At 68.4% G+C, this 24,427-nt stretch carries 21 protein-coding genes; 14 read left to right on the top strand and 7 right to left on the bottom strand.

All coding sequences use genetic code 11. The annotated features are described in order from the left end of the window. Positions 1–811: 811 nt before the first annotated feature. The 3 genes from BG61_RS10110 to BG61_RS10100 form a co-directional block, all read right to left on the bottom strand. Positions 812–1,297 (bottom strand): adenosine-specific kinase, encoded by a 486-nt coding sequence (locus tag BG61_RS10110; RefSeq protein WP_035929862.1) that lies wholly within the window; start codon positions 1,295–1,297, stop codon positions 812–814. Between the two features lie 82 nt (positions 1,298–1,379). Beyond that, on the bottom strand, positions 1,380–2,546 hold the full coding sequence (locus tag BG61_RS10105; RefSeq protein WP_035929868.1) for a CmpA/NrtA family ABC transporter substrate-binding protein: 1,167 nt from the start codon (positions 2,544–2,546) through the stop codon (positions 1,380–1,382). A gap of 10 nt (positions 2,547–2,556) precedes the next feature. Then, positions 2,557–3,132: an ANTAR domain-containing response regulator gene (locus tag BG61_RS10100; RefSeq protein WP_035929870.1), complete on the bottom strand. Its 576-nt coding sequence runs from the start codon at positions 3,130–3,132 to the stop codon at positions 2,557–2,559. Positions 3,133–3,636: 504 nt separating this feature from the next. On the opposite strand from BG61_RS10100, the gene BG61_RS10095 reads away from it, so the two are divergent. From BG61_RS10095 to BG61_RS10050, 9 genes are all read left to right on the top strand, one after another. Then, the gene (locus tag BG61_RS10095; RefSeq protein ID WP_035929873.1) at positions 3,637–4,965 is read left to right on the top strand and encodes an MFS transporter; all 1,329 of its coding nucleotides are present in this window, start codon (positions 3,637–3,639) and stop codon (positions 4,963–4,965) included. 13 nt (positions 4,966–4,978) lie between these two features. After that, complete coding sequence (nirB, locus tag BG61_RS10090; RefSeq protein WP_035929876.1) at positions 4,979–7,519, top strand: nitrite reductase large subunit NirB; 2,541 nt, start codon at positions 4,979–4,981, stop codon at positions 7,517–7,519. Positions 7,520–7,539: 20 nt separating this feature from the next. Next, positions 7,540–7,884, top strand: coding sequence for a nitrite reductase small subunit NirD (gene nirD / locus BG61_RS10085; protein ID WP_035929878.1), 345 nt, complete (start codon positions 7,540–7,542; stop codon positions 7,882–7,884). Beyond that, positions 7,881–9,143 (top strand): NAD(P)/FAD-dependent oxidoreductase, encoded by a 1,263-nt coding sequence (locus BG61_RS10080; protein WP_051672406.1) that lies wholly within the window; start codon positions 7,881–7,883, stop codon positions 9,141–9,143. Before nirD ends, BG61_RS10080 begins: the two co-directional genes overlap by 4 nt. A gap of 49 nt (positions 9,144–9,192) precedes the next feature. Then, entirely contained in the window at positions 9,193–11,991 is a 2,799-nt protein-coding gene (locus BG61_RS10075) for a nitrate reductase (RefSeq protein ID WP_051672405.1), read from the top strand. A gap of 632 nt (positions 11,992–12,623) precedes the next feature. Beyond that, on the top strand, positions 12,624–12,971 hold the full coding sequence (locus tag BG61_RS10065; RefSeq protein WP_035929884.1) for a hypothetical protein: 348 nt from the start codon (positions 12,624–12,626) through the stop codon (positions 12,969–12,971). 114 nt (positions 12,972–13,085) lie between these two features. Next, the gene (locus tag BG61_RS10060) at positions 13,086–13,445 is read left to right on the top strand and encodes a hypothetical protein (protein ID WP_035929887.1); all 360 of its coding nucleotides are present in this window, start codon (positions 13,086–13,088) and stop codon (positions 13,443–13,445) included. Positions 13,446–13,581: 136 nt separating this feature from the next. Next, entirely contained in the window at positions 13,582–14,562 is a 981-nt protein-coding gene (locus BG61_RS10055) for a hypothetical protein (RefSeq protein ID WP_035929890.1), read from the top strand. 131 nt (positions 14,563–14,693) lie between these two features. After that, positions 14,694–15,287, top strand: a complete 594-nt coding sequence (locus BG61_RS10050; RefSeq protein WP_035929893.1) for a hypothetical protein — start codon at positions 14,694–14,696, stop codon at positions 15,285–15,287. A gap of 25 nt (positions 15,288–15,312) precedes the next feature. Here BG61_RS10050 and BG61_RS10045 read toward each other — a convergent pair whose 3' ends face one another. After that, complete coding sequence (locus tag BG61_RS10045) at positions 15,313–16,377, bottom strand: GlxA family transcriptional regulator (protein ID WP_035929895.1); 1,065 nt, start codon at positions 16,375–16,377, stop codon at positions 15,313–15,315. Between the two features lie 104 nt (positions 16,378–16,481). Here BG61_RS10045 and BG61_RS10040 point away from each other — a divergent pair, with 104 nt between their 5' ends. From BG61_RS10040 to bluB, 3 genes are all read left to right on the top strand, one after another. Further along, positions 16,482–17,234 carry a sterol desaturase family protein gene (locus BG61_RS10040; RefSeq protein ID WP_035929898.1) on the top strand — a complete coding sequence of 251 codons (753 nt, stop codon included), beginning with the start codon at positions 16,482–16,484 and terminating at the stop codon, positions 17,232–17,234. 60 nt (positions 17,235–17,294) lie between these two features. Further along, positions 17,295–18,260 (top strand): homocysteine S-methyltransferase family protein, encoded by a 966-nt coding sequence (locus tag BG61_RS10035; protein WP_035929900.1) that lies wholly within the window; start codon positions 17,295–17,297, stop codon positions 18,258–18,260. 151 nt (positions 18,261–18,411) lie between these two features. Continuing rightward, positions 18,412–19,086: a 5,6-dimethylbenzimidazole synthase gene (gene bluB, locus BG61_RS10030; RefSeq protein ID WP_035929903.1), complete on the top strand. Its 675-nt coding sequence runs from the start codon at positions 18,412–18,414 to the stop codon at positions 19,084–19,086. 43 nt (positions 19,087–19,129) lie between these two features. On the opposite strand, the gene BG61_RS10025 is transcribed toward bluB, so the two are convergent. Next, a complete protein-coding gene (locus tag BG61_RS10025; protein ID WP_035929905.1) occupies positions 19,130–20,155 on the bottom strand; it encodes an aldo/keto reductase in 1,026 nt (341 codons plus the stop codon). Between the two features lie 114 nt (positions 20,156–20,269). Between BG61_RS10025 and BG61_RS10020 the strand changes: the two genes are divergently transcribed. Beyond that, the gene (locus BG61_RS10020) at positions 20,270–21,193 is read left to right on the top strand and encodes a LysR family transcriptional regulator (RefSeq protein WP_081868026.1); all 924 of its coding nucleotides are present in this window, start codon (positions 20,270–20,272) and stop codon (positions 21,191–21,193) included. 55 nt (positions 21,194–21,248) lie between these two features. On the opposite strand, the gene BG61_RS10015 is transcribed toward BG61_RS10020, so the two are convergent. Beyond that, complete coding sequence (locus BG61_RS10015; RefSeq protein ID WP_035930103.1) at positions 21,249–21,926, bottom strand: phosphoribosyltransferase; 678 nt, start codon at positions 21,924–21,926, stop codon at positions 21,249–21,251. Between the two features lie 148 nt (positions 21,927–22,074). Beyond that, positions 22,075–22,899 carry a crotonase/enoyl-CoA hydratase family protein gene (locus BG61_RS10010; RefSeq protein WP_051672404.1) on the bottom strand — a complete coding sequence of 275 codons (825 nt, stop codon included), beginning with the start codon at positions 22,897–22,899 and terminating at the stop codon, positions 22,075–22,077. 289 nt (positions 22,900–23,188) lie between these two features. Here BG61_RS10010 and BG61_RS10005 point away from each other — a divergent pair, with 289 nt between their 5' ends. Next, the gene (locus BG61_RS10005; RefSeq protein WP_035929908.1) at positions 23,189–24,391 is read left to right on the top strand and encodes an ammonium transporter; all 1,203 of its coding nucleotides are present in this window, start codon (positions 23,189–23,191) and stop codon (positions 24,389–24,391) included. Positions 24,392–24,427 lie beyond the last annotated feature (36 nt).

Below are 24,427 nucleotides of genomic sequence, written 5' to 3'. Positions count from 1 at the left end.
CAGAGGCGCATCCGCACGCCGATGAGCGGCCCCGGCTGCGCGCGCGGGCGCGCCGGACGGCCGGCGTCGAATACCGGTGCGGCGGCGGGCCGCCAGACAGGCTTGCAGCGGACCGCTTCGGGTCCGCCTAGCCGGTTATACAGCATCCGATTTGTTTCGTGATGTCGCGGGCGCGGCGTTCCGGCCCGTTGCGGTGCATTCCGGCACGACCGGGCGGGCCGCCGGGGCCCACATTCTCGCCATTCCTGCCCTCAAGTCAAGGAGTGAAGGGCGGGATTCAGCGGGCGCGCCGCCGGGCCCGCGCGAAAAGATGGCCGGCTGGCCGGTGCACGGCGCGTACCCGCGTGGTAGGTGAGGGTCCGGCGCACTAAGCGTACGGTCAGTGGGCGATGAGCGGAGGGAGGTTCAGAGCCTGGCTTGACGGCCGCCGGAGCGGCCACCTGTTCCGTGGTATTCCCGCTGCGAGGGGGAAGCGCGAAGTTCAAAAGCCGGTTTGACGCCGCGACCCGAACGGCGCCGCAGCGGGCCCTTGAGGGCGCATCTGTCCCGCCGCATGCGCCAAGTTCAAACGCGCGCTTGATGCCGCATCCCGAATCGCGCCGGAGCGGCCAGCCGTCCCGCCGCATCCCGGCTGTGAGGCGGAAGCGCCAAGTTCAAACACGCGCTCAACGCCGTGACCCGAACAGCGCCGCCGCTCCTTGAGCGGCGACACGTCCCGCCGCATCCCGGCGGCGACGAGGCGAAGGCGCGAAGCTCGAACGCGGTTCCCCGGCCGCCCGGTGCGTCCGTCTCCCCGCCCGCGCGCCGCAATTCAGGCCTTGTAGCCGATCTTGCGCAGCAGGTCCTTGCGCCATTGAACGTCTTCGGCGGTTTCGACGCCGAGCGGCCCGAACCCGTCGACGACCCCCACGATCCCGCGCCCCTGGTCCGTCTCCGCGACGAGCACCTGCGTCGGATTCGCGGTCGCGCAGAAGATCCGGCAGACCTCCGGCACCGCCTTGATGGCGTTGAGCACGTTGACGGGGAAGAAGCCGTCGCCGAGAAACACGAAGAAGCAGTGGCCCGCGGCGACGGCGAGCGCGTTTCTCGTGGCGAGTTCGATCAGGCTCTCGTCGTTGCCGGACGAGCGCACGAGCCGCTTGCCCGACGCCTCGCAGAACGCGATGCCGAACCGGATGCCCGGAACGGTGCCGAAGATCGCTTCGTGCAGGTCCTCGACGGACTTGATGAAATGCGTCTGCCCGAGGATGAAATTGGTATCGCCGGGTTTTTCGACCCGAACCGTGGACAGTTCCATGTGAGCCTCCTTGCGCAGCGCGCGTCGGGATCCATCGATCAATAGTAGATCGTTTGACGACGGATGCCGGCCGCGGCGCGGCTCACGCGCGCACGGTGAAGCCTTCGAGGTAGCCCGCCGGGTCGCTGCCGTCCCACACGCGGCCGTCGCACAGCACGTCGGCGCGGGATTCGGCGGGCACCGGCACGTCCGCGAGCGCGGCCGCTTCGCGGTAGAGCGCCGTCTGGCAGATCGACGCGGCGATCGCCGCGTCGCCGCCGATGCCGCCGGCCTCGCCGCCTAAGAGGCCCCAGCGCCGGTACTGCGTGAGGAACCACAGTCCGTCCGACGCCCGCGGATAGTTGACGGCGCCGCCGTCGAAGAAACAGACGGGCAGGGGCGGCCTGGCGAGCCGCGCCATGTCGTAGATGCCCGAGAGACGCGGCTCGATCAGGCTGCGAGGCACGCCGAGCAGTTCGGGCGCGGCAAGCTGGCCGGAGATTTCGGCGCGGTGCTCCGGGCTGTCGAGCCAGCGGCACGCTTCGAGCATCGTGCACACGAGCGCGCGCGCCGTGTTCGGATGGAGCGCGGCGAAATCGCGGCGGCTCGCGAGCACCTTTTCCGGATGATTCGGCCAGATCTCGCTCGTGAGCGCGACGGTGCGGCCCGCGTGGCGCGCCTCCGCAACCGCGTGCCACGGCTCGCCCGCGCAGAAGCCGTCGAGCTTCTCCTCGGCGAGCGCATCGACCATCCGCGGCGGCGGGATCACGACGCTCTGGATGTCCGAGAGCGGATGCACGCCGTGCGCCGCGAGCCAGTAGTAGAGCCACATCGCGTGGGTGCCGGTCGGGAAGGTCTGCGCGAGCACGGCGGGACGCCCGAGCGACGCGAGCGCTTCCTTCAGGTTGCCGGTTTCGTCGAACGCGTCGGCGAGGCGGCGCGACAGCGTGATCGCCTGCCCGTTGCGGTTGAGCACCATCAGCACCGACATGTCCGCCTGCGGCCCGCCGATGCCCAGATGCACGCCGCAGACGAGCCCGTAGAGCGCGTGCGCCGCGTCGATCTCGCCGGAGAGCAGCTTGTCGCGCACCGCCGCCCACGAAGGCTGGCGGCACAGTTCGAGCGTGAGGCCGTGGCGGCGCCCGAGGTCGAGCATGCGCGCGGCGGCAAGCGGCGCGACATCGGAGAGCGCGACGAAGCCGAGCCGTACGTGGGTCTTTTCGGGACGGCACGCGGCGGTGTCGCGCGCGGATGGTGTTGGCGTATTCATATCGTGCGGGTCACCCCAGTAAATCGGCCATCGACACGAGCTGTCGAGCAACCTCGGCAACCTTCATTCCGTGATCCATCGCGCGCTTGCGCAGCGCGGCGTACGCCTCCTGCTCCGTCATCTTGCGGCGGTCCATCAGGAGGCGCTTGGCGCGGTCGATCACCTTGCGGTCGGCAAGCTCGCTTTCCACCTGCGCGAGCCGCTGGCGCAGCTTCTCTTCCTGCGCGAAGCGCGCGAGCGCGACTTCGAGGATCGGCGCGAGCCGCTCCGCCGCGAGCCCTTCGACGAGATAGGCCGTCACGCCCGCGCCGACCGCCGCGCGGATGAACTGCTGGTCGGCGTCGTTGCTGAACATCAGCACCGGGCGGGGCGCGGCCTTGTTCATGACGGCAAGCTGCTCGAGCGTGTCGCGCGACGGCGATTCGGTGTCGATGATGACGACGTCCGGCCGCTCGCTCTCGACGACCTTCGGCAGCGCCGCGGGCGTCGCCGCCTCGGGCAGCATGTCGTAGCCGAGGCGCGCGAGCGCCTGGCGCAGATCGCCGATCGGCTTGTCCGTGTCGGTCACGAGGAGCACGCGAAGCATGGTGGAAGGTGCGCGGGGCGGTGTCATCTGAATGCGTGGGTCCGCGCTTGCGGGCCGGCGCCGCGCATGCCGTCGGCATGAACGCCGGCGCCCGGCTCGGGCGGCGTGTAGTACGTCTGGTGCACGCAATAACCGGGCCAGCGCGCTGGCGGTGCATTGCCGCGCTTTGGTGCGTGAAAACCCGCACGGCTTCAGTGCTGCGTCGCACCATCCCTGTGCCCGGGGGCGTCAAAATGCATCGCGGCGGCGTCCGCAAGCGGGCGGCAAACACGCCGTCATGTCCGTGCGATGGCCTTCCGGCGCGGATTCACGGCGCATGGCATGGGCCTTGCATTTGATCCGGCCATCGGGTCAACGGCGATCCGGCAGCACCGTGGCACGGCGCAACAGCGCGCCATCCCCGCAATACCGGCAGCAGACCCACCAAGCTTTTGGACAATGGCGTCCCCCGAACCCAGTCGACTGACTGCGTTCGCGGGACGCCTTTCTTTTTCTGGACAGAAAATGACAGACAAAGCAACCCGCATCGACCTATTCAGCCTGCGCACGGCGCCGATGCGCGCCTTCCATCTCACCTGGATGGCGTTCTTCGTGTGCTTCTTCGCGTGGTTCGCCTGTGCGCCGCTGATGCCGCTCATCAAGCGCGAGTTCGGGCTTTCCGTCGATCAGGTCGCCAATATCAACATCGCGGCGGTCGCCGTGACGATTCTCGTGCGCCTCGTGATCGGCCCGATGTGCGACCGCTACGGCCCGCGCAAGGTCTACTCGGGCCTGCTGCTGCTCGGCGCGCTTCCGGTGCTGGGCGCAGCCCTCTCGACGGGCTACGAGAGCTTCCTCTGGTGCCGCCTCGCAATCGGCGCGATCGGCGCGAGCTTCGTGATCACGCAGTACCACACCTCGGTGATGTTTGCGCCGAACGTCGTCGGCACCGCCAACGCGACGAGCGCCGGCTGGGGCAACGCCGGCGCGGGCGCGGCGCAGGCGCTGATTCCGCTTCTGGTGGCGGCGGCGATCGCGATCGGCGTGGGCGAGGCTTCGGCCTGGCGCGTCGCGCTCGTCGTGCCGGGCATCGCGATGCCGGTCATGGCGTGGTTCTACTGGCGCTATACGCAGGACTGCCCGCAAGGCAATTTCGCGGACCTGCGCGCGCGCGGCATCGAAATCGACGGCGGCAAGAAGGGAGGCTGGGCGAGCTTTCGCGCCGCCTGCGCGAACTATCGCGTGTGGATGCTGTTCGTGACGTATGCGGCGTGCTTCGGCGTCGAAGTGTTCATCCACAACATCGCGGCGATCTATTACGTCGATCACTTCCAGCTCTCGCTGAAGGCGGCCGGGATCGCGGCGGGCAGCTTCGGCCTGCTCGCGCTCTTCGCCCGCGCGCTCGGCGGCTGGCTCTCGGACAAGGTGGCGGCACGGCGCGGCCTCGACATCCGCTCGACGCTGCTCTTCGTGCTGATCGCCGGCGAAGGCATCGGGCTCTACTGGTTCGCGCATGCGGAAAGCGTCGCGCTCGCCGTGGTCGCGATGCTGATCTTCGGCCTCTTCACGCACATGGCGTGCGGCGCGACCTACGCGCTCGTGCCGTTCATCGACCGCAAGGCGCTCGGCGGCGTGGCGGGCGTGATCGGCGCGGGCGGCAACGTCGGCGCGGTGGCGGCGGGCTTCCTGATGAAGGGCCTCGGCGGCGTGCAGCAGACGCTCTCCATGCTCGGCCTGCTGGTCGCGCTCTCCGCGCTGTGCGCGCTGGCGGTGCGCTTCAGCCCGGAGCACAAGGCACGCGAGGCGGCGCTGCGCGACCGCGCGCTCGGCATCAACAACAGCATTGCAAACTGAGAGCGATCCCGTCATGAAAATCATCGTCATCGGCCACGGGATGGTCGGCCACAAGCTGCTCGAATGCCTCGCGGAAAGCCAGTCGGAAGGACTCGACATCACCGTGCTCGCCGAGGAGCCGCGTCCCGCCTACGACCGCGTGCACCTGTCCGAGTTCTTCGCGGGCAAGTCGGCGGAGGATCTGTCGCTCGTCGCGCCGGGCTTCTTCGAGCGCGAGAACTTCGTGCTCAGGCTCAATGCGAAGGCGGTGTCGATCGACCGCGCGGCGCGCACCGTGACGGTCTCGACGGGCGAGACGCTCGCCTACGACAAGCTCGTGCTCGCAACGGGCTCCTATCCGTTCGTGCCGCCGCTTGCCGGAAGCGACCGGGCGGGCTGCTTCGTCTACCGCACGATCGAGGACCTCGAAGCGATGCGTGAATGCGGCGTGCGCTCGAAGACCGGCACGGTGGTCGGCGGCGGCCTGCTCGGGCTCGAATGCGCGAAGGCGCTGCGCGACATGGGCCTCGATACGCATGTCGTCGAATTCGCCCCGCGCCTGATGGCGGTGCAGGTGGACGAAGGCGGCGGCCGCGTGCTCAGGAGCAGGATCGAGGAACTGGGCGTGACGGTGCATACCCAGCGCAACACGCAGGCGATCGTCGACGGCGAGACCGGCAGGAACCGCATGCAGTTTTCCGACGGCACGCATCTCGACACCGACATGATCGTGTTCTCCGCGGGCATTCGTCCGCGCGACGAGCTCGCGCGCGCGGCGGGGCTGGAAGTCGGTGCGCGCGGCGGCGTCGTGATCGACGACGCCTGCCGCACGAGCGACCCCGACATCTTCGCGATCGGCGAATGCGCGGCGTGGAACGGCCAGGTGTTCGGGCTCGTCGCGCCGGGCTACGACATGGCGCGCGTAACGGCGAAGCATCTCGCCGGCGAAGAGGCGGCGTTCGCCGGCGCCGACATGAGCACCAAGCTCAAGCTGATGGGCGTGGACGTGGCGAGCATCGGCGACGCGCACGGCGCGACGGCCGGCAGCCGCACGTACCAGTACAGCGACGAGCGCAAGCAGGTGTACAAGAAGCTCGTCGTGTCCGATTGTGGCAAGTATCTGCTCGGCGGCGTGATGGTCGGCGACGCGAGCGAATACGGCACGCTGCTGCAGATGATGCTCAACCGCATCGAACTGCCCGAAGCGCCCGAGTTCCTGATCCTGCCGCAATCGGACGGGCAGGCGAAGCCGGGCCTCGGTGTCGAGGCGCTGCCCGCCGCCGCGCAGATCTGCTCGTGCAACAACGTGACGAAGGCGCAGATCTGCGAGGCGGTGTGCGCGGGCGCGACGAGCATCGGCGCGCTGAAGACCGCCTGCAAGGCGGGCTCGACGTGCGGCGGCTGCGTGCCGCTCGTCACGCAGGTGATGAAGGCGGAGATGAAGCGCCAGGGGCTCGCCGTCAACAACCACCTGTGCGAGCACTTCCCGTATTCGCGCCAGGAGCTGTATCACATGGTGCGGGTCGAGGGCTTCAGGACCTTCGGCGCGCTCATCGCGAAGCACGGCCACGGCCTTGGCTGCGACATCTGCAAGCCGGTCGTCGCGGGCATTCTCGCCTCGTGCTGGAACGAGTTCGTGCTGAAGAAGGAGCACGCGAGCCTGCAGGATTCGAACGACTACTACCTCGCGAACATCCAGCGTGACGGCACGTATTCGGTCGTGCCGCGCATGCCGGGCGGCGAGGTCACGCCCGACGGACTGATCGCAGTGGGACAGGTCGCGAAGAAGTACGGGCTCTATACGAAGGTCACCGGCGGGGCGCGCGTCGATCTCTTCGGCGCACGCGTCGAGCAGTTGCCGCTCATCTGGGAAGAACTGATCGCCGCGGGCTTCGAGTCGGGCCACGCGTACGGCAAGGCGGTGCGCACGGTGAAGTCGTGCGTGGGATCGACGTGGTGCCGCTACGGCGTGGGCGATTCGGTCGGGCTCGCGATCGACGTCGAGAACCGCTACAAGGGCCTGCGCGCGCCGCACAAGATCAAGTTCGGCGTGTCGGGCTGCACCCGCGAGTGCGCGGAGGCGCAGGGCAAGGATGTCGGCATCATCGCGACGGAAAAGGGCTGGAACCTCTACGTGTGCGGCAACGGCGGCATGAAGCCGCGCCACGCGGAACTGCTCGCGTCCGACCTGGACCGCGAAACGCTCATCCGCTATATCGACCGCTTCCTGATGTTCTACGTGCGCACGGCCGACCGCCTGCAGCGCACGAGCGTGTGGCGCGACAACCTGGAAGGCGGGCTCGACTACCTGATCGACGTCGTCGTGCACGACAAGCTCGGGCTCGGCGCCGAACTCGAAGCGGAGATGCAGCTGGTCGTGGACACCTACGAGTGCGAGTGGAAGCGCGCCGTGACCGATCCCGAGACGCGCAAGCGCTTCCGCCATTTCGTCAACAGCGAAGAGGGCGATGCGAACGTGACGTTCGTCGAGGAGCGCGGCCAGATCCGGCCGGCAAAGCCCGAGGAACGCGCGATCAGGCGCATTGCCATCCCGGTCGTCGCCGAGACGGCCTGAACCGCTTCAAGGAGATCACCATGAACGACAGAATCGACCCGTCCTGGACCTCGGTGTGCGAACTCGCCGACATCGTGCCGGACACCGGCGTGTGCGCGCTCGTGAACGGCGAGCAGGTGGCGGTGTTCCATGTCGCGGAAGGCGGCGGCAGCGTCTTCGCGATCGGCAACTTCGACCCGGGTTCGCAGGCGGCCGTGCTCTCGCGCGGGCTGATCGGCAGCCTGGGCGAGCGCGTGGTCGTGGCCTCGCCGATCTACAAGCATCACTTCGACCTGCGCACCGGCGAGTGCCTCGAAATGCCCGAGCACTCGGTGCGCGCCTACGCGGCGCGGGTTGCGGGCGGCAAGGTCTGGATCGCAGCATGAAAACCGAATACGCCGCGGCGAGTGCGGGCGGCACCGGGGGCAAGCGCCTTCGGCTCGTCGTGGTCGGCAACGGCATGGCGGGGATGCGCACCGTCGAGGAACTGCTCAAGCTCGCGCCCGATCTCTACGACATCACCGTGTTCGGCGCCGAGCCGCACGGCAACTACAACCGCATCCTGCTCTCGCCGGTGCTCGCGGGCGAGAAGACCGTCGACGACATCATCATCAACTCGCGCGCCTGGTACGCGGAAAACGGCATCGCGCTGCATGCGGGCGATCCGGTCGTCGAAATCGACCGCGTGCGGCGCGTGGTGCGCTCGCAGAAGGGCATCGAGGCGCACTACGACCGCCTGCTGCTCGCCACGGGATCGAAGCCGTTCATCATTCCGGTGCCGGGTCACGACCTGCCCGGCGTGATCGCGTTTCGTGACATCCAGGACGTCGAGACGATGCTCGCCGCCGCACGCGCCCATCGCCATGCGGTGATCATCGGCGGCGGGCTGCTCGGGCTGGAGGCCGCCAACGGGCTGCAGCGGCAGGGCATGTCGGTGACGGTCGTGCATGTGATGGACAGCCTGATGGACCGCCAGCTCGACAAGAGCGCGGCGGCGCTCCTGCAACGCACGCTCGAGGCAAAGGGCATGCGCTTTCTGCTGAAGGCGGACACCGCGCAGATCGTCGGCGGCGAGCGCGTTGCCGCCGTGCGCTTCGCGGACGGCAGCGAGATTCCCGCAGACCTCGTCGTGATGACGGCCGGCGTGCGCCCGAACATCGAACTCGCGAAAGCGGCGGGGCTGCATTGCGAACGCGCGATCGTCGTCGACGATACGCTGCAGACGTACGATCCGCGCGTCTACGCCGTGGGCGAATGCGTGCAGCATCGCGCAGCGACCTTCGGCCTCGTCGCGCCGATCTGGGATCAGGCGCGCGTGGCGGGCGCGCATCTCGCAGGCGCGGGGCATCGCCGCTACGTGCAGCGCGCGACCGCCACCAAGCTGAAAGTGACGGGCGTAGACTTGTATTCGGCGGGCGATTTCATCGGCGGACCGGGCACCGAGGACCTCGTGCTGCGCGATCCGCGACGCGGCGTGTACAAGCGCCTCGTGCTCGAGAACGACCGCGTGATCGGCGCCGTGCTGTACGGCGACGTGAAGGACGGCGGCTGGTACTTCGACCTGATCCAGAACCGCACCGACGTCTCCTCGCTGCGCAGCCGGCTGCTGTTCGGCCGTGCGCTCTGCGAGGCGGAGCCTGCCTGAAACGCGCGTGAATCCTGAATCTGCCCGAAACACGCCTGAACCTGCCTGAATGCAACCGGAACCGAACACCGTGAGATTTCCCACCATCCCGATCTCGTCCGATTCCACCGATTCCACCGCGAGCGTTCGCACGACGTGCCCGTATTGCGGCGTCGGCTGCGGCGTTCGTGCGACGCCGCGCCAGCACGGCGAACCCGCTATCGCCGGTGATGAAACGCATCCGTCGAATTTCGGGCGCCTGTGCGTGAAGGGCTCGGCGCTCGGCGAAACGGTGGGCCTCGACGGCCGTCTGCTGCAGCCGAAGCTGCGCGATGCGCACACCGGCGCGCTGCATGCGGTGCCGTGGAACGATGCCGTCGGCGTGGTGGCGGACGGCTTTCGGCGGATCATCGACGAGCACGGTCCCGATGCGGTCGCGCTCTATGTGTCGGGCCAGTTGCTGACCGAGGACTACTACGTCGCCAACAAGCTGATGAAGGGCTACGTGGGCAGCGCGAACATCGACACGAACTCGCGGCTTTGCATGTCGTCGTCGGTGGCGGGGCACAAGCGCGCGTTCGGCGAGGACCTCGTGCCCGTCAATTACGAGGATCTGGAACTCGCGGACCTGGTCGTGCTGGTCGGATCGAACACGGCGTGGTGCCATCCGATCCTGTTCCAGCGCATCGTGAAGATGAAGGAGGAGCGCCCGCAGATGAAGGTGGTCGTGATCGACCCGCGCCACACCGCGACCTGCGAGATGGCCGACCTGCATCTGCCGCTGAAGGCGGGCACCGACGTCCAGCTGTTCAACGGCCTCCTCGCCTTTCTCGCGGAGCACGGCGCAACCGACGCGGCTTTCGTCGACGCGCACACCAGCGGCTATGCGCAGGCGCTCGATGCCGCCGCCGGCTTCGACCTCGCCCAATACGCGAAGGCGTGCAGGCTCGCCGCTCACGACCTGCTCGAATTCTATCGGCTCTTCGCGCGCACCGAGCGCGTGGTGACGGTGTATTCGCAAGGCGTCAACCAGTCGACGGCGGGCACCGACAAGGTCAACAGCATCATCAACTGCCACCTGCTCACCGGGCGCATCGGCAAGCCGGGCATGGGGCCGTTCTCGTTCACCGGGCAGCCGAACGCCATGGGCGGGCGCGAAGTGGGCGGTCTCGCGAACATGCTGGCGGCGCACCTCGAACTCGACGACGCGCGCCACCGCGCGCTCGTGCAGACATTCTGGACATCGCCGGCGATCGCGGCGAAGCCGGGTCTGAAGGCCGTCGATCTGTTCGAGGCGATCGAGGCGGGACGGATCAAGGCAGTGTGGATCATGGGCACGAACCCGGTCGTGAGCCTGCCCGACGGCGACCAGGCGAAGCGTGCGCTCGCGCGCTGCGAACTCGTCGTGTGCTCCGACATCATCGAGAACACGGATACGAACGCCTTCGCGCACGTGCTGCTGCCCGCGCTCGGCTGGGGCGAGAAGGATGGCACGGTCACCAATTCCGAGCGGCGCATCTCGCGCCAGCGTGCGTTCCTGCCCGCGCCGGGCGAAGCGCGCGCCGACTGGCGGATCATCTGCGACGTCGCGCGCCGCATGGGCTACGCGGGCTTCGATTTCGCCGGCCCGCACGAGATATTCGACGAGCACGCGCGGCTGTCGGCCTATCGCAACGGCGATCACGCGCACGATTCCATGAGCGATTGCGTGCCGCGCGCGTTCGACCTTGCGGGCCTGACGGGACTCACGAGCGAACAATACGGCGCGCTCGCGCCGATCCAGTGGCCGGTTCGCGCGGCGAAGGACGCGCCGCCCGCCGGCACGGCGCGCCTCTTCGGCGATCACCGCTATCGCCATGCGGACGGGCGGGCCCGCTTCATCGCAACGCCGCCGCGCACGCCGGCCAACGCGACCGACGACGACTATCCGCTCGTCCTGAACACCGGCCGCGTGCGCGACCAGTGGCACACAATGACGCGCACCGGCAGGTCCGCGAAGCTCGCGGGCCACGTGACCGAGGCGTTCGTCGACATGCATCCGCAGGACGCGCTCGCGTGCGGCGTGCGCGAAGGCGAGCTTGCGCGCGTGTCGAGCCGCTGGGGCTCGATGGTCGCCCGCGTGCAGCATGGCGGCGGCATGTCGCGCGGCAGCGTGTTCGTGCCGATCCACTGGAACGATCAGGTGGCGTCCGACGCACGCGTCGGCGCGGTGGTGAATCCGGCCGTCGATCCGGTGTCGGGCGAGCCCGAGTTCAAGCACACGCCTGTCGCCGTGGAGAAATTTCACGTCGCGTGGCACGGCTTTTCGCTCAGCCGCCACGCGCCCGCGCTCGACGAGCTGACCTACTGGACGCGCGTGCACGGCGCGCAGTTCGTGCGCTACGAGTTCGCCGGACGCAGCCCGTTCGACGCGCATCGCGAGCACGGCGGCTGGGCGCGTGCGCTCTTTCGCATCGACGATCCGCACGCGGACTGGATCGAATACGAAGACCGCGCGGCGGGTGTGTATCGTGCGGTGCATGTTATCGACGATCGCATCGAGAGCTGCATCTTTCTCTCCACGCGTCCCGACCTGCCGGCGCGCGCGTGGCTCTCGGGCCTCTTTGCGAAGGAGCGGCTCGACGAAGAGGACCGCGTCGGCCTGCTGCTCGGCCAGCCGGTCGGCAAGGGCGCCGATACGGGACCGACCGTCTGCTCGTGCTTCGGCGTCGGACGCAACACGATCTGCTCGGCGATCCGCGAGCGGGGCCTGAAGACCGCGGCGGAGATCACGTCGTGTCTCAAGGCGGGCGGCAACTGCGGCTCGTGCGTGCCCGAGCTCAAGAAGCTGCTGGTCGAAACCGAGATGACGCGCCTGAGCACGGTGTGAGGGCGGGGCGCCACGCGCCCTGCAACGCTTCACAGTCCGTAACAACCCCCATCATCCGCACTTCGCGGGCGGCGCAACGAGGCCGCATCGCGAGCGCCGGCGCGGCTCTGCGCAATGCATGAGCGATGAATGAGCGCTGACGAACCAACTGTCGCACGAAGGTCATTTGAGATGACAGTTAGTGTTGGATCTCCAACGCTTCTCATGATTAGCCTTACGTAGAGTCAACAAAAAAGAAACACAGAAAGACAGATGTAAGCCGTAGGCAATTCGGCATCGGACCATCGATGCCACGGGGGATCATGATGAACAAGCTGTCCAGGTCCATGAATGCTGGTCGCGTGCGCGCATCGGGCGCCGCGAACATGTCACCCGAACTCGCGACTGCGCAATGCAAGGGAGCATCGGCCATCGATGCCCGGCACCGGCGCCTCGCGCTCTCCGGAGTCCCGGCGACTCCCTGACAAGTCGCCTCACCCGTCACCTCCTGATCCTGCCACTGCGCGCGCTTCGTCGAAGCTTCGCGCGGCCGCATCACAGCCCGTGACCTGAATCCGCTCTTGCCGTACCTGCTGCATACCGGCGCCGATGCAGCTGGATGAGTGCGCGCCTTCACAATCAGGAGACTCATCATGAAACGCAATCTGATCGCAGTTGCCGTACTTTCGCTCGCCTGCAGCGCAGCGCTCGCAACGGGCACCAGCTCCGGCTCGAGCTCGACCTCCGGCGGCTCGACGAGCGCGGGCGCGGCGGGCCGCGGCCACTTCACGGCGACCAACTCCGGCACCGCGAACGGCCATGCTTACTCGATCGCAGGCTCGGGATTCGGCAGCACCGGCAACACGACCAACGCAACGACGAGCCACACGAATACGTCGTCGGTCGGCGGCTTCGGGCTCGGCGGCTCGAAGGCGGGCGGCACGTCGGGCGCCGATGCGGCGGCCAACGCATGGAGCAGGCTCGGCGGCGGTTGGCGCTAGGCGCGGCTGCACGATGAAGCCGGCTCATCATTCGCGGGCGAGGCGGGCTGGCCGGTAAGGAAGTGCCTCGATGTAGAGAAAAACAAGCAGCAGGTCTTTTTACTTTAGTAAGGGATGCAAATCATGAAAACGAGAGTGATTGCCGTCGCGCTGTTCTCGCTGATCTCGGCCACTGCGATGGCCGGCAGCATAACGACTTCTGGCTCGTCGTCGTCTTCGGGCGGACAAACTTCTGCGTCGGTATCGGGCTTCGGGTCCTTCCGCGCAACCGACTACGGCACGGCAAACGGCAATGCGCAAGCAATCGCCGGCAGCGGCTTCAACGTAACGGGCAACGCGACCAACGCGACCACGAGCCACAACAACACGTCGACGGCCGGCGGTTACGGCCACGGCACGTCGTCGTCGGCGGGCATCTCGGGCGCCGATGCGGCGGCGAGGGCGTGGAGTTCGCTCGGCCGCGGCTGGCGCTAGAGGCAGGGTACGAGGCGGCGCCGGGGCCGACGATGGGTCGGACCCGCAACGCCTCGCCCCCGATCCATAACAACTCTAAATCGTGTTCAGGGATCGCCTGTTCATAGCGCTGCCCTTTCGTTTCCGGAGAACCACAATGAACAAGACCGCTTTACATCTGGCCTGCGCCGCGTTGCTTTGCGCCGCGCAAGCCGCCCATGCCGACACGACCGCCAATTCGTCGTCCGGTTCGACCTCGGGGTCCTCGTCCGTCGGCATCGGGCAGGGGGGCGGGTCGAGCCTGAACAACATCGGGACCTCGTCGACCTCGTCGGCCGCGACCAACTCGAACGCGTCTTCGGTCGGCGGCATCGGACGCGCGAACGCGACCGGCGGCAACTCGTCGGCGCGCGGCGGCAATTCCTCGTCGGCGGGGGGCTCGTCGAACGTCAACGTGTCGGTGACGATGCCGACCCTGGCCGCGTCCAACGGCGCGGGGACGGGCGCGGGCACGCCGGCCGCGACCGCCACGGATGCCACCAACAAGGCGGCGACCGGCCCCGGCTCGAGCCCGTACGACACGCGCGCGACCGTCGACTACAACCAGAGCAACTACTCCGTGCACACGACGCCGAGCATCGCCGCGCCCGCGCTCACGACGACGCTCTCCGACACCTGCATGGGATCCGCCAGCTTCGGGCTGTCGATCACCGGCTTCGGAGCGACGGGCGGCACGACGCTCGTCGATCAGGCGTGCGTGCGGCGGCTCGATGCGCGCGAATTCCGCGCGATGGGTCTCACCGACGTCGCGCTCGCGCTGCTGTGCCAGAGCGACGCGAATCGCCGCGCGGTGGAAGCGACCGGGCACCTGTGTCCGGGCACGACCACGCCCCTTGCGCGGACCGACGACGGCCCGCAACTGTCGGACGACGAGAAGTACCGCGATCCGATCGTGCGCGCCCGCCTCGGGCTGCCGGTCACCGCGGCGAACGACCCTGCAGTGAGCCTGAAGTCCCAGCGCGCTCCCGAAGTCAGGAAGGCTGATCCGGCGCCGGCGAAGAACGAATCAAACGAAATCGCCGATGTAAAGTCGATGCCAGTCACCCGCAACGGGATCGAAGTATCGCTGGTGAAGTAGGGCGTAGCAGGCGCAATGGCAACTTGCGCCAGAGAGACAGGGCTGTCTACCCGGCCTTGTCTCGTTTCCAAGGGTTGGTTGTTGTTGATGGCCCCGGAAGGCCAACCCTCGTTTTCCTGTCGAGGCGCCGAATGAAGAGTCATCTGATGTTTTCGATGCTGTTGCTCGTGGCAGCGGGGCGCGTGTTCGCGCAAGCTGCGCCGGGAGCGGTGATGTGGGCGGCCAACCCGTCCGGTCAGCAGCCGATGCCCAACGCGCCCGCGCTGACGCTCCTTCCGCTCGGCGGCGCGGTTCCGCTCAGGACGGGAGACGGCGGCAAGTGCCTGCTGGTCGCGCGCCGCGGGCCGCAGATCGTCGCGGTGGAACTGTCGCCGCTCGTGATCGGGCCGAAGCTCGTCGGCTGGACGCCGAAAGTGATCGACATGAATACGCTCACGTCGAAATGGGGCTATGCGCCGCCGAAGCCTTCGGAGCAGCCCGCGTTCGGCAACCCGGTAACGAACGCGATTGCAGCCACGAGCAAAAGCGGCGAGAAGCCATCCGCGCATTCGGGTTCGAGTGCCTGGAGCAACACGAACGTCGATGCGCACCGCGAGAGCGCAAGGCAGGGCGCGTCAGCCGGGACGGTGACGGTTAACGGCAAGACGTACCGCAAGTACAGTCAATTCGAAGCGGCATCGACGGACGTGCCTGGCACGGCCTCCGACGAATATTTCTGCCAATAGGGGCAGCGGCGGCATCGCTGACCGTTCACGCTCGAACGCGCCCGGATGACGCATCGCATGACGCTGTCGTTCGCAGCGCGTCGCGCATCGCGCCGAACCGCCGCCGGTATTCCGCCGGCGTGAGACTCACTTCGCGGCGAAAGAGCCGGCTGAAAAATCCCGCGTCTTCGTAGCCCACTTCATTGGCGATCGCCTCGATCGGCTGGCGGTCCGATTCGAGCATCTGCTTCGCTTCCTCGAGCCGCAGCGTGTGCACATAGGCGAGCGGCGACATGCCTGTCGCGTGCTGAAAGCGCCGCTTGAACGAGCGCTCGGCGAGTCCGCTCAACTGCGTCATCGCGCTCACGGGCGAGGGCTCCGCGTAGTGCTCGGCGATCCACGCCTGACAGCGCGCGATCACCGCATCCTCCACCTGCCGCGTGCGCGCGAGCCGCGCGAACGGCTGCTGCCCGATGTCGTGCCAGTCGATCAGGTTGATGCGCGCGGTCTGCATCGCGGTTTCGATGCCCGCGAGCCGCGCGATCAGATAGAGCGCCAGATCGAGCCACGACGTGCCGCCGCCCGCCATGATGAGGCGCTGGCCTTCGCCCGATGCGACGAGCGCACGGTGGCTGCGCACCTTGATCGCCGGGTAGCGGCGGGTCATCAGGTCGCAATAGGCCCAGTGCGTGGTCGCCTCCAGCCCGTCGAGGAGGCCCGCCTCCGCGAGCAGGATGGCCCCGGAGCACGCCGTCGCGAGGATCTTGCCGTCCGCGTGGCATTGGCGCAGGCACGCGATCTCCTCGCGAAAACGGCCGTCGAGCGGCTCCCCCGGCGGAACCATCAACTCGGGCACGCAGACGACATCGGACTGCGCGCAGGCGTCGAGGGTCGCATCGGGCGTGATGCGCACGTGGTTGCCCGCGACGAACGAACTGCCGTGGCAAGACACCACCTGCGGCGCGATCGGCGCGGGGCCGGGCGCGCCTTCGACGATCAGGCTCCAGTCCCTCCCCGCCGACATGAACATGTCGTACATGCCGTACACCACCGACGCGGAGGTTTCGGGCATCGCCAGGATGCTGATGCGCACGGGCGCTTTGTTGATCATGGCCGTTTCGTCCGGTTAGTTGCCGAAATCGCTTTAGCGGTCAGCCGCCGTTGACCGTATCTTCACTCCCACACCCTTGTTATTAAACTGTAAGGAAGGCGAACATGCCAACTCCAGTCGAACTGATCACCGATCCCGTGTCGCTCTGCGTCTTCGCGCTGTACGGCGCGCTGGTGTGCTGGGAGGCCCTCGCGCCCGCGCGCCGGCTGCCGGCCGTGAAGGGGTGGCGGCTGCGGGGCCTCTTTGCCTTTATGTTTTATTTCCTTCTTTCATCGTATCTGCCGCTCGCATGGGCCGAGCACCTGGCGAGCCTGCGGCTCTTCGACCTGAGCGCCGCCGGCACCTGGGGCGGCGCGGGTATCGGTCTTTTCGTCTACCAGGCGCTCGTGTACGGGTGGCACCGCGCGATGCACACGTGGGGTGCGCTGTGGCGCACCTTCCACCAGATGCATCACAGCGCCGAGCGCCTCGATACCTTCGGCGCGTTCTGGTTCAGCCCGCTCGACATGATCGGCTGCACGGTGCTCTTCAGCCTGAGCATGACGCTCGCCGGCTTCACGCCGCAGGCGGTCACGCTGGTGCTGCTGATCACGACGTTCCTCTCGGTGTTTCAGCACGCCAACATCCGCACGCCGCGCTGGCTCGGCTACATCGTGCAGCGTCCGGAGAGCCATTCGAGGCATCACGCCCGCGACCTGCATGCGGGCAATTACGGCGACCTGCCGGTCTTCGACATGCTGTTCGGCACCTTCCACAATCCGCCCGATTTCAGCGCCGAGGCGGGCTTCTATCCGGGCGCATCGGCCCGTATCGTCGACATGCTGCTGTTCCGCGATGTCTCGAAGCCGCGTTCATGAGCACGTCCACAAGCACGTCAATAAGCACGTCCCCAAGCACGTCCCTGAAGGAGCACGACCATGAGCAAATACCGCAAGCACCTGCCGCAACTGAACGACCAGCTGTTCATGACGGACGGCGGCCTCGAAACCACCCTGATCTTTCATCAGAAGCTCGACCTGCCGTACTTCGCCGCGTTCGACCTGCTGAAGGACGAGGCGGGCACCGCGCAGCTCGAAGGCTATTTCCGGCGCTATGCCGAGATGGCGCGCGGCGAAAACGTCGGCCTCGTGCTGGAGGCGCCCACCTGGCGGGCCAATCCGGACTGGGCGCGCAAGCTCGGTTACTCGGATGCGGCGCTCGCGGACGCGAACCGCAAGGCGATCAGCCTGCTCGTGCGCATTCGCGACGAGTACGAGACGCCCGCGACGCCGATCGTGATCAGCGGCAACCTCGGGCCGCGCGGGGACGGCTACCGGGTCGACGCCCGCATGAGCGCCGATGAAGCACGCGCTTACCACGCACCGCAGATCGAGACGTTCGCCGCGACCGACGCCGACATGGTCGCAGCCTTCACGATCAATTACGCGGAGGAGGGCATCGGCGTCGTGCAGGCGGCGAAGGCGTGCGGGATGCCGGTCGCGGTTGCGTTCACGCTGGAGACGGACGGCCGCCTGCCCTCGGGCGACACGCTGCAGCACGCGGTCGAGCGGACCGACGCCGACACCGGTGCCTACGCGGTCTACTACCTGATCAACTGCGCGCATCCGACCCACTTCGACGGCGTCCTGCGCGGAGGCGGCGAATGGCTCGCGCGGATTCGCGGCCTGCGGGCGAATGCGTCGCGGCGCAGCCACGCGGAACTCGACGAAGCGCCCGATCTCGACGACGGCGATCCCGGCGAACTCGGCCGGCAGTACGGCGCGCTGCGCGGGTTGCTGCCGCGCATGACGGTGGTGGGCGGCTGCTGCGGCACGGATCACCGGCACGTCGAGCAGATCTGCCGCGCGATGAAAGAGGCGCGCGGCGCGCAGGTTGGCGCATGAGCGGGCGATTTGCCCGGGAGCCCCCGCGCGGGTTTCCGGGCAGGCAGGGGGAAGGGCCGTCGTTCGATCCGATCGTGTTGCCACGCGAAAGCGGCGTGCGTATATATTGCGCAAGACCGACATCACGACGCTACCTCACCACGACGGCCCCATGACCGATCCGACCCCCCACCGTTTTTCCGACGCCGAAATCGCTGCCGTCTACCGCGCGATCTACGAGCGGCGCGACATGCGTCATTTCACCGCCGCGCCCGTTGCGCCCGAGCAGCTTGCGCGCCTGCTGGACGCCGCGCACCACGGCCCGAGCGTCGGCTTCATGCAGCCGTGGCGCTTCGTGCGCGTGACCGACCGCGCGCTTCGCGTCGCGCTGCACGGGATCGTCGAAAAGGAGCGCCTGGCCACGGCGCAAGCCCTGAACGAACGCGGCGACGAGTTCATGCGGCTCAAGGTGCAGGGCATTCTGGACTGCGGCGAAGTGCTGGTCGCGGGCCTGATGGAAAACCGCGAGCGGCACATCTTCGGCCGCCGCACAATGCCGGAGATGGACCTCGCGTCGGTCGCGTGCGCAATCCAGAACCTCTGGCTCGCGGCCCGCGCCGAAGGGCTCGGGCTCGGCTGGGTGTCGCTTTTCGACGTCGGCGAGGTGCAGCGCCTCCTCGGCATGCCCGCCGGCGCGAAGCCGGTCGCGATCCTGTGCGTCGGGCACGTCGAGCGCTTCTACGACGAGCCGATGCTCCAGACCGAGGGCTGGGCGAAACGCATGCCGGTGGCCCTGTGCGCCGACGAGAACAGCTGGCCCGCGGCGGCGCCCGACACCGCGCGCTGACGGGGCGCCGACAGGGGCGGGCAGGCGCTTCGTGGAGCGTACGTCAGGGCAGCACGCGGTCCTGATCGTGACGCTGCTGCATCCAGTACGGATAGGGCTTCTGCCGCTGTGACACGCGTTCGAGCCGCTCGCGGTGCTCCGGCTGCAGCACGACGTCGGCCGCCTTCAGGTTCGCGGTAAGTTGCTCCTCCGAGCGTGCGCCGACGATCACCGCGCCCACCTCGTCGCGCGCGAGCAGCCACGCGAGCGCGACCTGCGCGGCCGTTGCGCCGAGCGCTTCGGCAATCGAGCGCAGCTCCAGCACGATCGGATCGACCTTCGCGGGATCGATCGGCGGGAAGTTGAAGCTGGTGCGCCGCCCCGCAGCCGCCTGACCGCCCTGCGCCGTGTACTTGCCGCTCAGGTAGCCGCCCGAGAGCGGGCTCCAGATCGTCAGCGAAACGCCGTTCTGGCGCGCGACCGCGGCGATTTCGTCCTCGATGTCGCGCGCCGCGAGCGAGTAATAGACCTGATTGCTCACGAGCGGCGCCCAGTGCGCGTGCGACGTGATGCCGTGCGCGCGTTCGAGGTCGGCCGCGGTGAAATTGCACGCGCCCACGTGGCGGACCTTGCCCTGGCGCACGAGATCGTCGAGCGCGCGCAGCGTTTCGTCGAGCGGCGTGAGCGGGTCGCGATTGTGAACCTGCAAAAGGTCGATGTGATCGCGCCCGATGCGCTTCAGGCTCGCCTCCACCGAGCGGATGATGTGCGAGCGCCCGAGCCCGACCTGATTCGGCCCCGGGCCGGTGCGCAGGCGCACCTTGGTCGCGACGAGCATGCGGGTTTCGTCGAGGCCGAGCTCCGCGAGCGCCTGTCCGGTCACTTCCTCCGACTGGCCCTGCGAATACACGTCGGCGGTGTCGATCAGGTTCACGCCCTGATCGACGGCATGCGCGACGAGCCGCGTGGCCCCCGCGCGATCCAGCCCGGCGATGTTGCCCCACATGCCGGTGCCGGCGCCGAAGGTCATGGCGCCGAGGGTCAGACGCGACACGAAGAGGCCTGAGCGGCCGAGAATGCGGTATTCCATGAGTGCAGCTCCTTTTGAACGGTTCAACGGCGGTTCGTCAACGATAAGAGCCGGAAGGCTGCTCGTCCAGAGCGTACAATCCGAACTCTTTCTTCGCTCAGAACGAGTAATCCGATGCGCATCGATCAACTGGCGGCCATGCGGCTTTTCGTGCGGATCGTCGAGACGGGGTCTTTCGGGCGCGCGGCACGATCGCTCGCGATGTCGTCGTCGAACGCGACGGAGCGCATGGCCCGGCTGGAGGAAGCGCTCGGCGTGCGGCTGCTCGCGCGCACGACCCGCGCCGTCGCGCCGACGCAGGCCGGCACGCGCTACTTCGAGGTGTGCCGCCGCGTGCTCGGCGAACTCGACGACATCGAGGCGTCGCTTGCGGGCTCGCGCGAGGCGCTCGCCGGGCGCGTGCGCGTGAGCGCGAATACGGCGGTTGCGCGCACGATCCTGCTGCCGCGGCTGCCCGAATGGCTCGCGCGCCATCCGGGCATCCACGTCGAGCTGATGCTGAGCGACGGCCGCGCCGATTTCGTGCGCGAGGGCATCGATTTCGCGATACGCATCGGCGGGCTGGAGGACCAGGATCTCGTCCTGCGGCCGCTCGGCCGTCCGCGCCGCGTGACGGTCGCGTCGCCCGCCTATCTGCGCGACGCGGGCGTGCCGCGCGAGCCGAACGATCTCGCCGCGCACCGGCTGATCGATTTCCTGCTGCCGCAGTCCGGCGCGAGCCTCGCCTGGGAGTTCGAGGCCGACGGCGCGAGAACCGAGGTCTATCCGCCGAGCGTGATCTCCGTCGGCGACGCGGAAGCCCGCGTGCAGCTGGCCGCATCAGGGGCGGGCATCGCGCAGACGCTGTGCTTCATCGCGGCGCCCGGGCTGCGCGACGGCACGCTCGCGCGCGTGCTGACGGAGTGGGACACGGACGCGCCCGAGCTGTCGATCCTCTATCCGCGCGACCGCCACCTGCCCGCGCGCACGCAGGCGACGATGGACGCGTTCGGCGGCTGGATCAGGGATGCCTTGCAGGACGCGGCTCTGGCGCGCTGAACTGCGGCGCCGCTGCGTTCGCTTCGGCGCGTTTGCGCAGGCGGAAATTGCGCGACTACCCGCCGCCGCGCCGCCTGCGCGCCTCGCTGGCTTCGCGCGCCTGGCGAAGCAGGTCGAACACTTCTTCGTCGCTCGTCTGCGTGAAGTCGACGTAGAACTGGCCGACGCCAAAATAGCTGTAGGGCCGCTGCACGCAGATGAACTCGTCGACGACGCTTTCGATGCGCGCATCCGAATCGGCTGGCGCGACCGGCAAGGCGGCGACGATGCGCGACGGCTTCTTGTCGCGCAGCGCCATCGCGGCGGCCTTCATGGTCGCGCCGGTCGCCATGCCGTCGTCGACGACGATCGCCACGCGGTTTTCCACATCGAGCGGCGGCCGCGCGCCGCGATAGAGCGCTTCGCGGCGCGCAAGCTCGGCCTGCTCGTGCGCGATCACGGCGGTCAGTTCCGCCCGCGCGACGCCCGCATACCGGACGATGGTCTCGTCGAGGTAGAAGGCGCCGCCCGACGCGATCGCGCCCATCGCCAGTTCCGGCTGCACCGGCACGCCAAGCTTCCTCACGACGAGCACGTCGAGGTCGGCGGCGAGCTCGCGCGCCACTTCGAACGCCACCGGCACGCCGCCGCGCGGCAGCGCGAGCACGATCACGTCGTCGCGGCCGCTGTAGGCGCCGAGCAATGCGGCGAGCGCGCGGCCCGCCTCGGCGCGATTTTCGAACACCGAGTCCATGCTGCCCTTCCAACGATGACCTGACACCGGCCGCGGCGCGCACGCCGCGTTCCAAAGAAACCTTAGTCGGCGTTTGACCGAATTGAAAGCCGCCTTGGCGAACGGCCGTCGCGCGTGGCCGCCGTTGCCGCCGTTGCCGCCGTTACCTTCAGTCAGGCGCGCCATGTCGTCCGGCTCCCGCCGCGAAGCGCGCCGCCCCGGCGAGACCTTCGCCGAATACCGACGCGTAGCCGCCCGCGCCTTCGCGGCGCAGGGCGTCGGCGAGATCGGGCAGGAACGCGTTGTCGTACGCCGAGCGCCGGTCGGCGCGCAGCGCCGCCTGCGGCAGCGCGGCCAGCCCGCACGCGAGCGTTTCGGCCGCGGCACGCGAGCTGCCGCGCGGCACGACCCGGTTGGCGAGGCCGATGGCGAGCGCCTCGGCGGCATCGACGGGGCGGCCGGTGAGGATCAGGTCGAGCGCCCGCGACAGGCCGATCAGTCTCGGCAGCCGCACCGTGCCCCCGTCGATCAGGGGCACGCCGAAGCGGCGGCAGAACGCGCCGAGCACCGCGTCCTCCTCGACCACCCGCAGGTCGCACCACGCCGCGAGTTCGAGGCCGCCCGCGACCGCGTGCCCGGCGATCGCCGCGATCACCGGCTTGGCCGCAAGCATGCGCGTGGGGCCCATCGGGCCCGGGCCGCTGCCGTCGGGGTGGATCTCGTTGCGGCGGGCGTCGTCGTCGAGGGCGGAGAGATCGGCGCCCGCGCAGAACGTGCCGCCCGCACCCCACAACACGGCGGCGTGCAGCGATGCGTCGGCGTCGAAGGATTCGAAGGCGGTCCGCAGAGCCTCGGCGACCGGGCGGTCCACGGCGTTGCGGCGCGCGGGCCGGTCGAGGACGACGGTCGCGACGCGGGCGTCGAGCGGGTGCCGTTCGAGCCGGACGTGCTCGCCGAAACGCGTCACGGAGCAAGGCGGAGGCGCGTCGGACATCGGTGTTCTCCTCGCGCTGGGACATTGCAACAAATATACGCGCGCCCCGGTCTGCAATGAGTGGAAGCGTCGAAGAAGGCGATCCGTAATAAAAGGACCATAACAGGTGCATTCATGCCGCAATAACGGGCATCGCACCATTCTGAGGCGTCGCGCATGCGTCCAGCGCGGCGCATCGCGCACCACGAAATCCGCTTCGAATGCCCGCCACGCACCGATTCGATGCGATAAGCACCATGCTTGGTCCGGATCTTGCAAAACAGGCCGCTTTTTTGCCCAATCGTCGAACATGCAGGCACTTCAATCCGGAACCGACACGCTATTCCTCCTGCTGGGCGCCGCCATGGTGCTCGCGATGCACGCAGGATTCGCCTTCCTCGAACTCGGCACCGTGCGCCGCGAAAACCAGGTCAACGCGCTCGTCAAGATACTGGTCGATTTCTCGGTGTCGACGCTCGCGTACTTCTTCATCGGCTACAACATCGCGTACGGCGTGCAGTTCCTGCACGGCGCCGACGTGCTCTCGCAGAACAACGGCTACGCGCTCGTGCGCTTCTTCTTCCTGCTGACGTTCGCGGCCGCGATCCCGGCGATCGTGTCGGGCGGCGTCGCGGAGCGCTCGAAATTCAATCCGCAGCTATTCGCGACCTTCGTGATCGTCGGATTCATCTATCCTGTGCTGGAAGGCGCGGCGTGGAACGAGCGCTTCGGCATCCAGGCGCTTCTGCGACACCTCTTCGACGCGCCGTTCCACGATTTCGCGGGCTCGGTCGTGGTGCACGCGTTCGGCGGCTGGATCGCGCTGCCGGCGGTGCTGCTGCTCGGTGCGCGCCACGGGCGCTATAACAAGGACGGCCGCATCGCGGCGCACCCGCCGTCGAGCATTCCGTTTCTCGCGCTCGGCGCGTGGGTGCTGGCGGTCGGCTGGTTCGGCTTCAACGTGATGAGTGCGCAGACGGTCGACAAGATCAGCGGCCTCGTCGCCGTGAACTCGCTGATGGCGATGGTCGGCGGCACGCTCGCCGCGTGGTTCGCCGGCCGCAACGATCCGGGCTTCACCTACAACGGGCCGCTGGCGGGTCTCGTCGCGGTGTGCGCGGGGTCGGACGTGATGCATCCGCTCGGCGCGCTCGTCGTGGGCGGCGTGGCCGGGGTGCTGTTCGTGCAGATGTTCACCTGTGTGCAGAACCGGTGGCGCATCGACGACGTCCTCGGCGTCTGGCCTCTGCACGGCCTGTGCGGCGCGTGGGGCGGGATCGCCGCGGGCATCTTCGGGCAGAAGTGGCTGGGCGGCATCGGCGGGGTGTCGATCGGCGCGCAGGTGGCGGGCACGGCCGCGACGATCGTGCTCGCGCTCGCGGGCGGCACCGCCGTGTACGGCGTGATCAAGCTGACGGTGGGCCTGCGGCTCGACCGCGAGGACGAGTTCAACGGCGCGGACCTCGCCATTCATCAAATCTCGGCGACGCCCGAGCGGGAAATGGCGGGCTGAAGGGCGCAAGCGGGCTCGCCTGCGCGCGGCACGGCA

Source organism: Caballeronia glathei, assembly GCF_000698595.1.
In the GTDB taxonomy this organism is placed as follows: Bacteria; Pseudomonadota; Gammaproteobacteria; order Burkholderiales; family Burkholderiaceae; genus Caballeronia; species Caballeronia glathei.
This window is presented reverse-complemented; position numbering and strand designations above follow the sequence as displayed.

Excerpts from the sequence above, each read along its gene's own strand:
- BG61_RS10040 (WP_035929898.1), top strand. The coding sequence starts at position 16,482 with ATGCCAACTCCAGTCGAACTGATCACCGATCCCGTGTCGCTCTGCGTC.
- BG61_RS10035 (WP_035929900.1), top strand. The coding sequence starts at position 17,295 with ATGAGCAAATACCGCAAGCACCTGCCGCAACTGAACGACCAGCTGTTC.
- BG61_RS10110 (WP_035929862.1), bottom strand. The coding sequence starts at position 1,297 with ATGGAACTGTCCACGGTTCGGGTCGAAAAACCCGGCGATACCAATTTC.
- BG61_RS10075 (WP_051672405.1), top strand. The coding sequence starts at position 9,193 with ATGCAACCGGAACCGAACACCGTGAGATTTCCCACCATCCCGATCTCG.
- BG61_RS10095 (WP_035929873.1), top strand. The coding sequence starts at position 3,637 with ATGACAGACAAAGCAACCCGCATCGACCTATTCAGCCTGCGCACGGCG.
- BG61_RS10050 (WP_035929893.1), top strand. The coding sequence starts at position 14,694 with ATGAAGAGTCATCTGATGTTTTCGATGCTGTTGCTCGTGGCAGCGGGG.
- BG61_RS10045 (WP_035929895.1), bottom strand. The coding sequence starts at position 16,377 with ATGATCAACAAAGCGCCCGTGCGCATCAGCATCCTGGCGATGCCCGAA.
- nirD (WP_035929878.1), top strand. The coding sequence starts at position 7,540 with ATGAACGACAGAATCGACCCGTCCTGGACCTCGGTGTGCGAACTCGCC.
- BG61_RS10010 (WP_051672404.1), bottom strand. The coding sequence starts at position 22,899 with ATGTCCGACGCGCCTCCGCCTTGCTCCGTGACGCGTTTCGGCGAGCAC.
- BG61_RS10100 (WP_035929870.1), bottom strand. The coding sequence starts at position 3,132 with ATGCTTCGCGTGCTCCTCGTGACCGACACGGACAAGCCGATCGGCGAT.
- BG61_RS10025 (WP_035929905.1), bottom strand. The coding sequence starts at position 20,155 with ATGGAATACCGCATTCTCGGCCGCTCAGGCCTCTTCGTGTCGCGTCTG.
- BG61_RS10065 (WP_035929884.1), top strand. The coding sequence starts at position 12,624 with ATGAAACGCAATCTGATCGCAGTTGCCGTACTTTCGCTCGCCTGCAGC.
- bluB (WP_035929903.1), top strand. The coding sequence starts at position 18,412 with ATGACCGATCCGACCCCCCACCGTTTTTCCGACGCCGAAATCGCTGCC.
- BG61_RS10060 (WP_035929887.1), top strand. The coding sequence starts at position 13,086 with ATGCAAATCATGAAAACGAGAGTGATTGCCGTCGCGCTGTTCTCGCTG.
- nirB (WP_035929876.1), top strand. The coding sequence starts at position 4,979 with ATGAAAATCATCGTCATCGGCCACGGGATGGTCGGCCACAAGCTGCTC.
- BG61_RS10080 (WP_051672406.1), top strand. The coding sequence starts at position 7,881 with ATGAAAACCGAATACGCCGCGGCGAGTGCGGGCGGCACCGGGGGCAAG.
- BG61_RS10015 (WP_035930103.1), bottom strand. The coding sequence starts at position 21,926 with ATGGACTCGGTGTTCGAAAATCGCGCCGAGGCGGGCCGCGCGCTCGCC.
- BG61_RS10005 (WP_035929908.1), top strand. The coding sequence starts at position 23,189 with ATGCAGGCACTTCAATCCGGAACCGACACGCTATTCCTCCTGCTGGGC.
- BG61_RS10105 (WP_035929868.1), bottom strand. The coding sequence starts at position 2,546 with ATGAATACGCCAACACCATCCGCGCGCGACACCGCCGCGTGCCGTCCC.
- BG61_RS10020 (WP_081868026.1), top strand. The coding sequence starts at position 20,270 with ATGCGCATCGATCAACTGGCGGCCATGCGGCTTTTCGTGCGGATCGTC.
- BG61_RS10055 (WP_035929890.1), top strand. The coding sequence starts at position 13,582 with ATGAACAAGACCGCTTTACATCTGGCCTGCGCCGCGTTGCTTTGCGCC.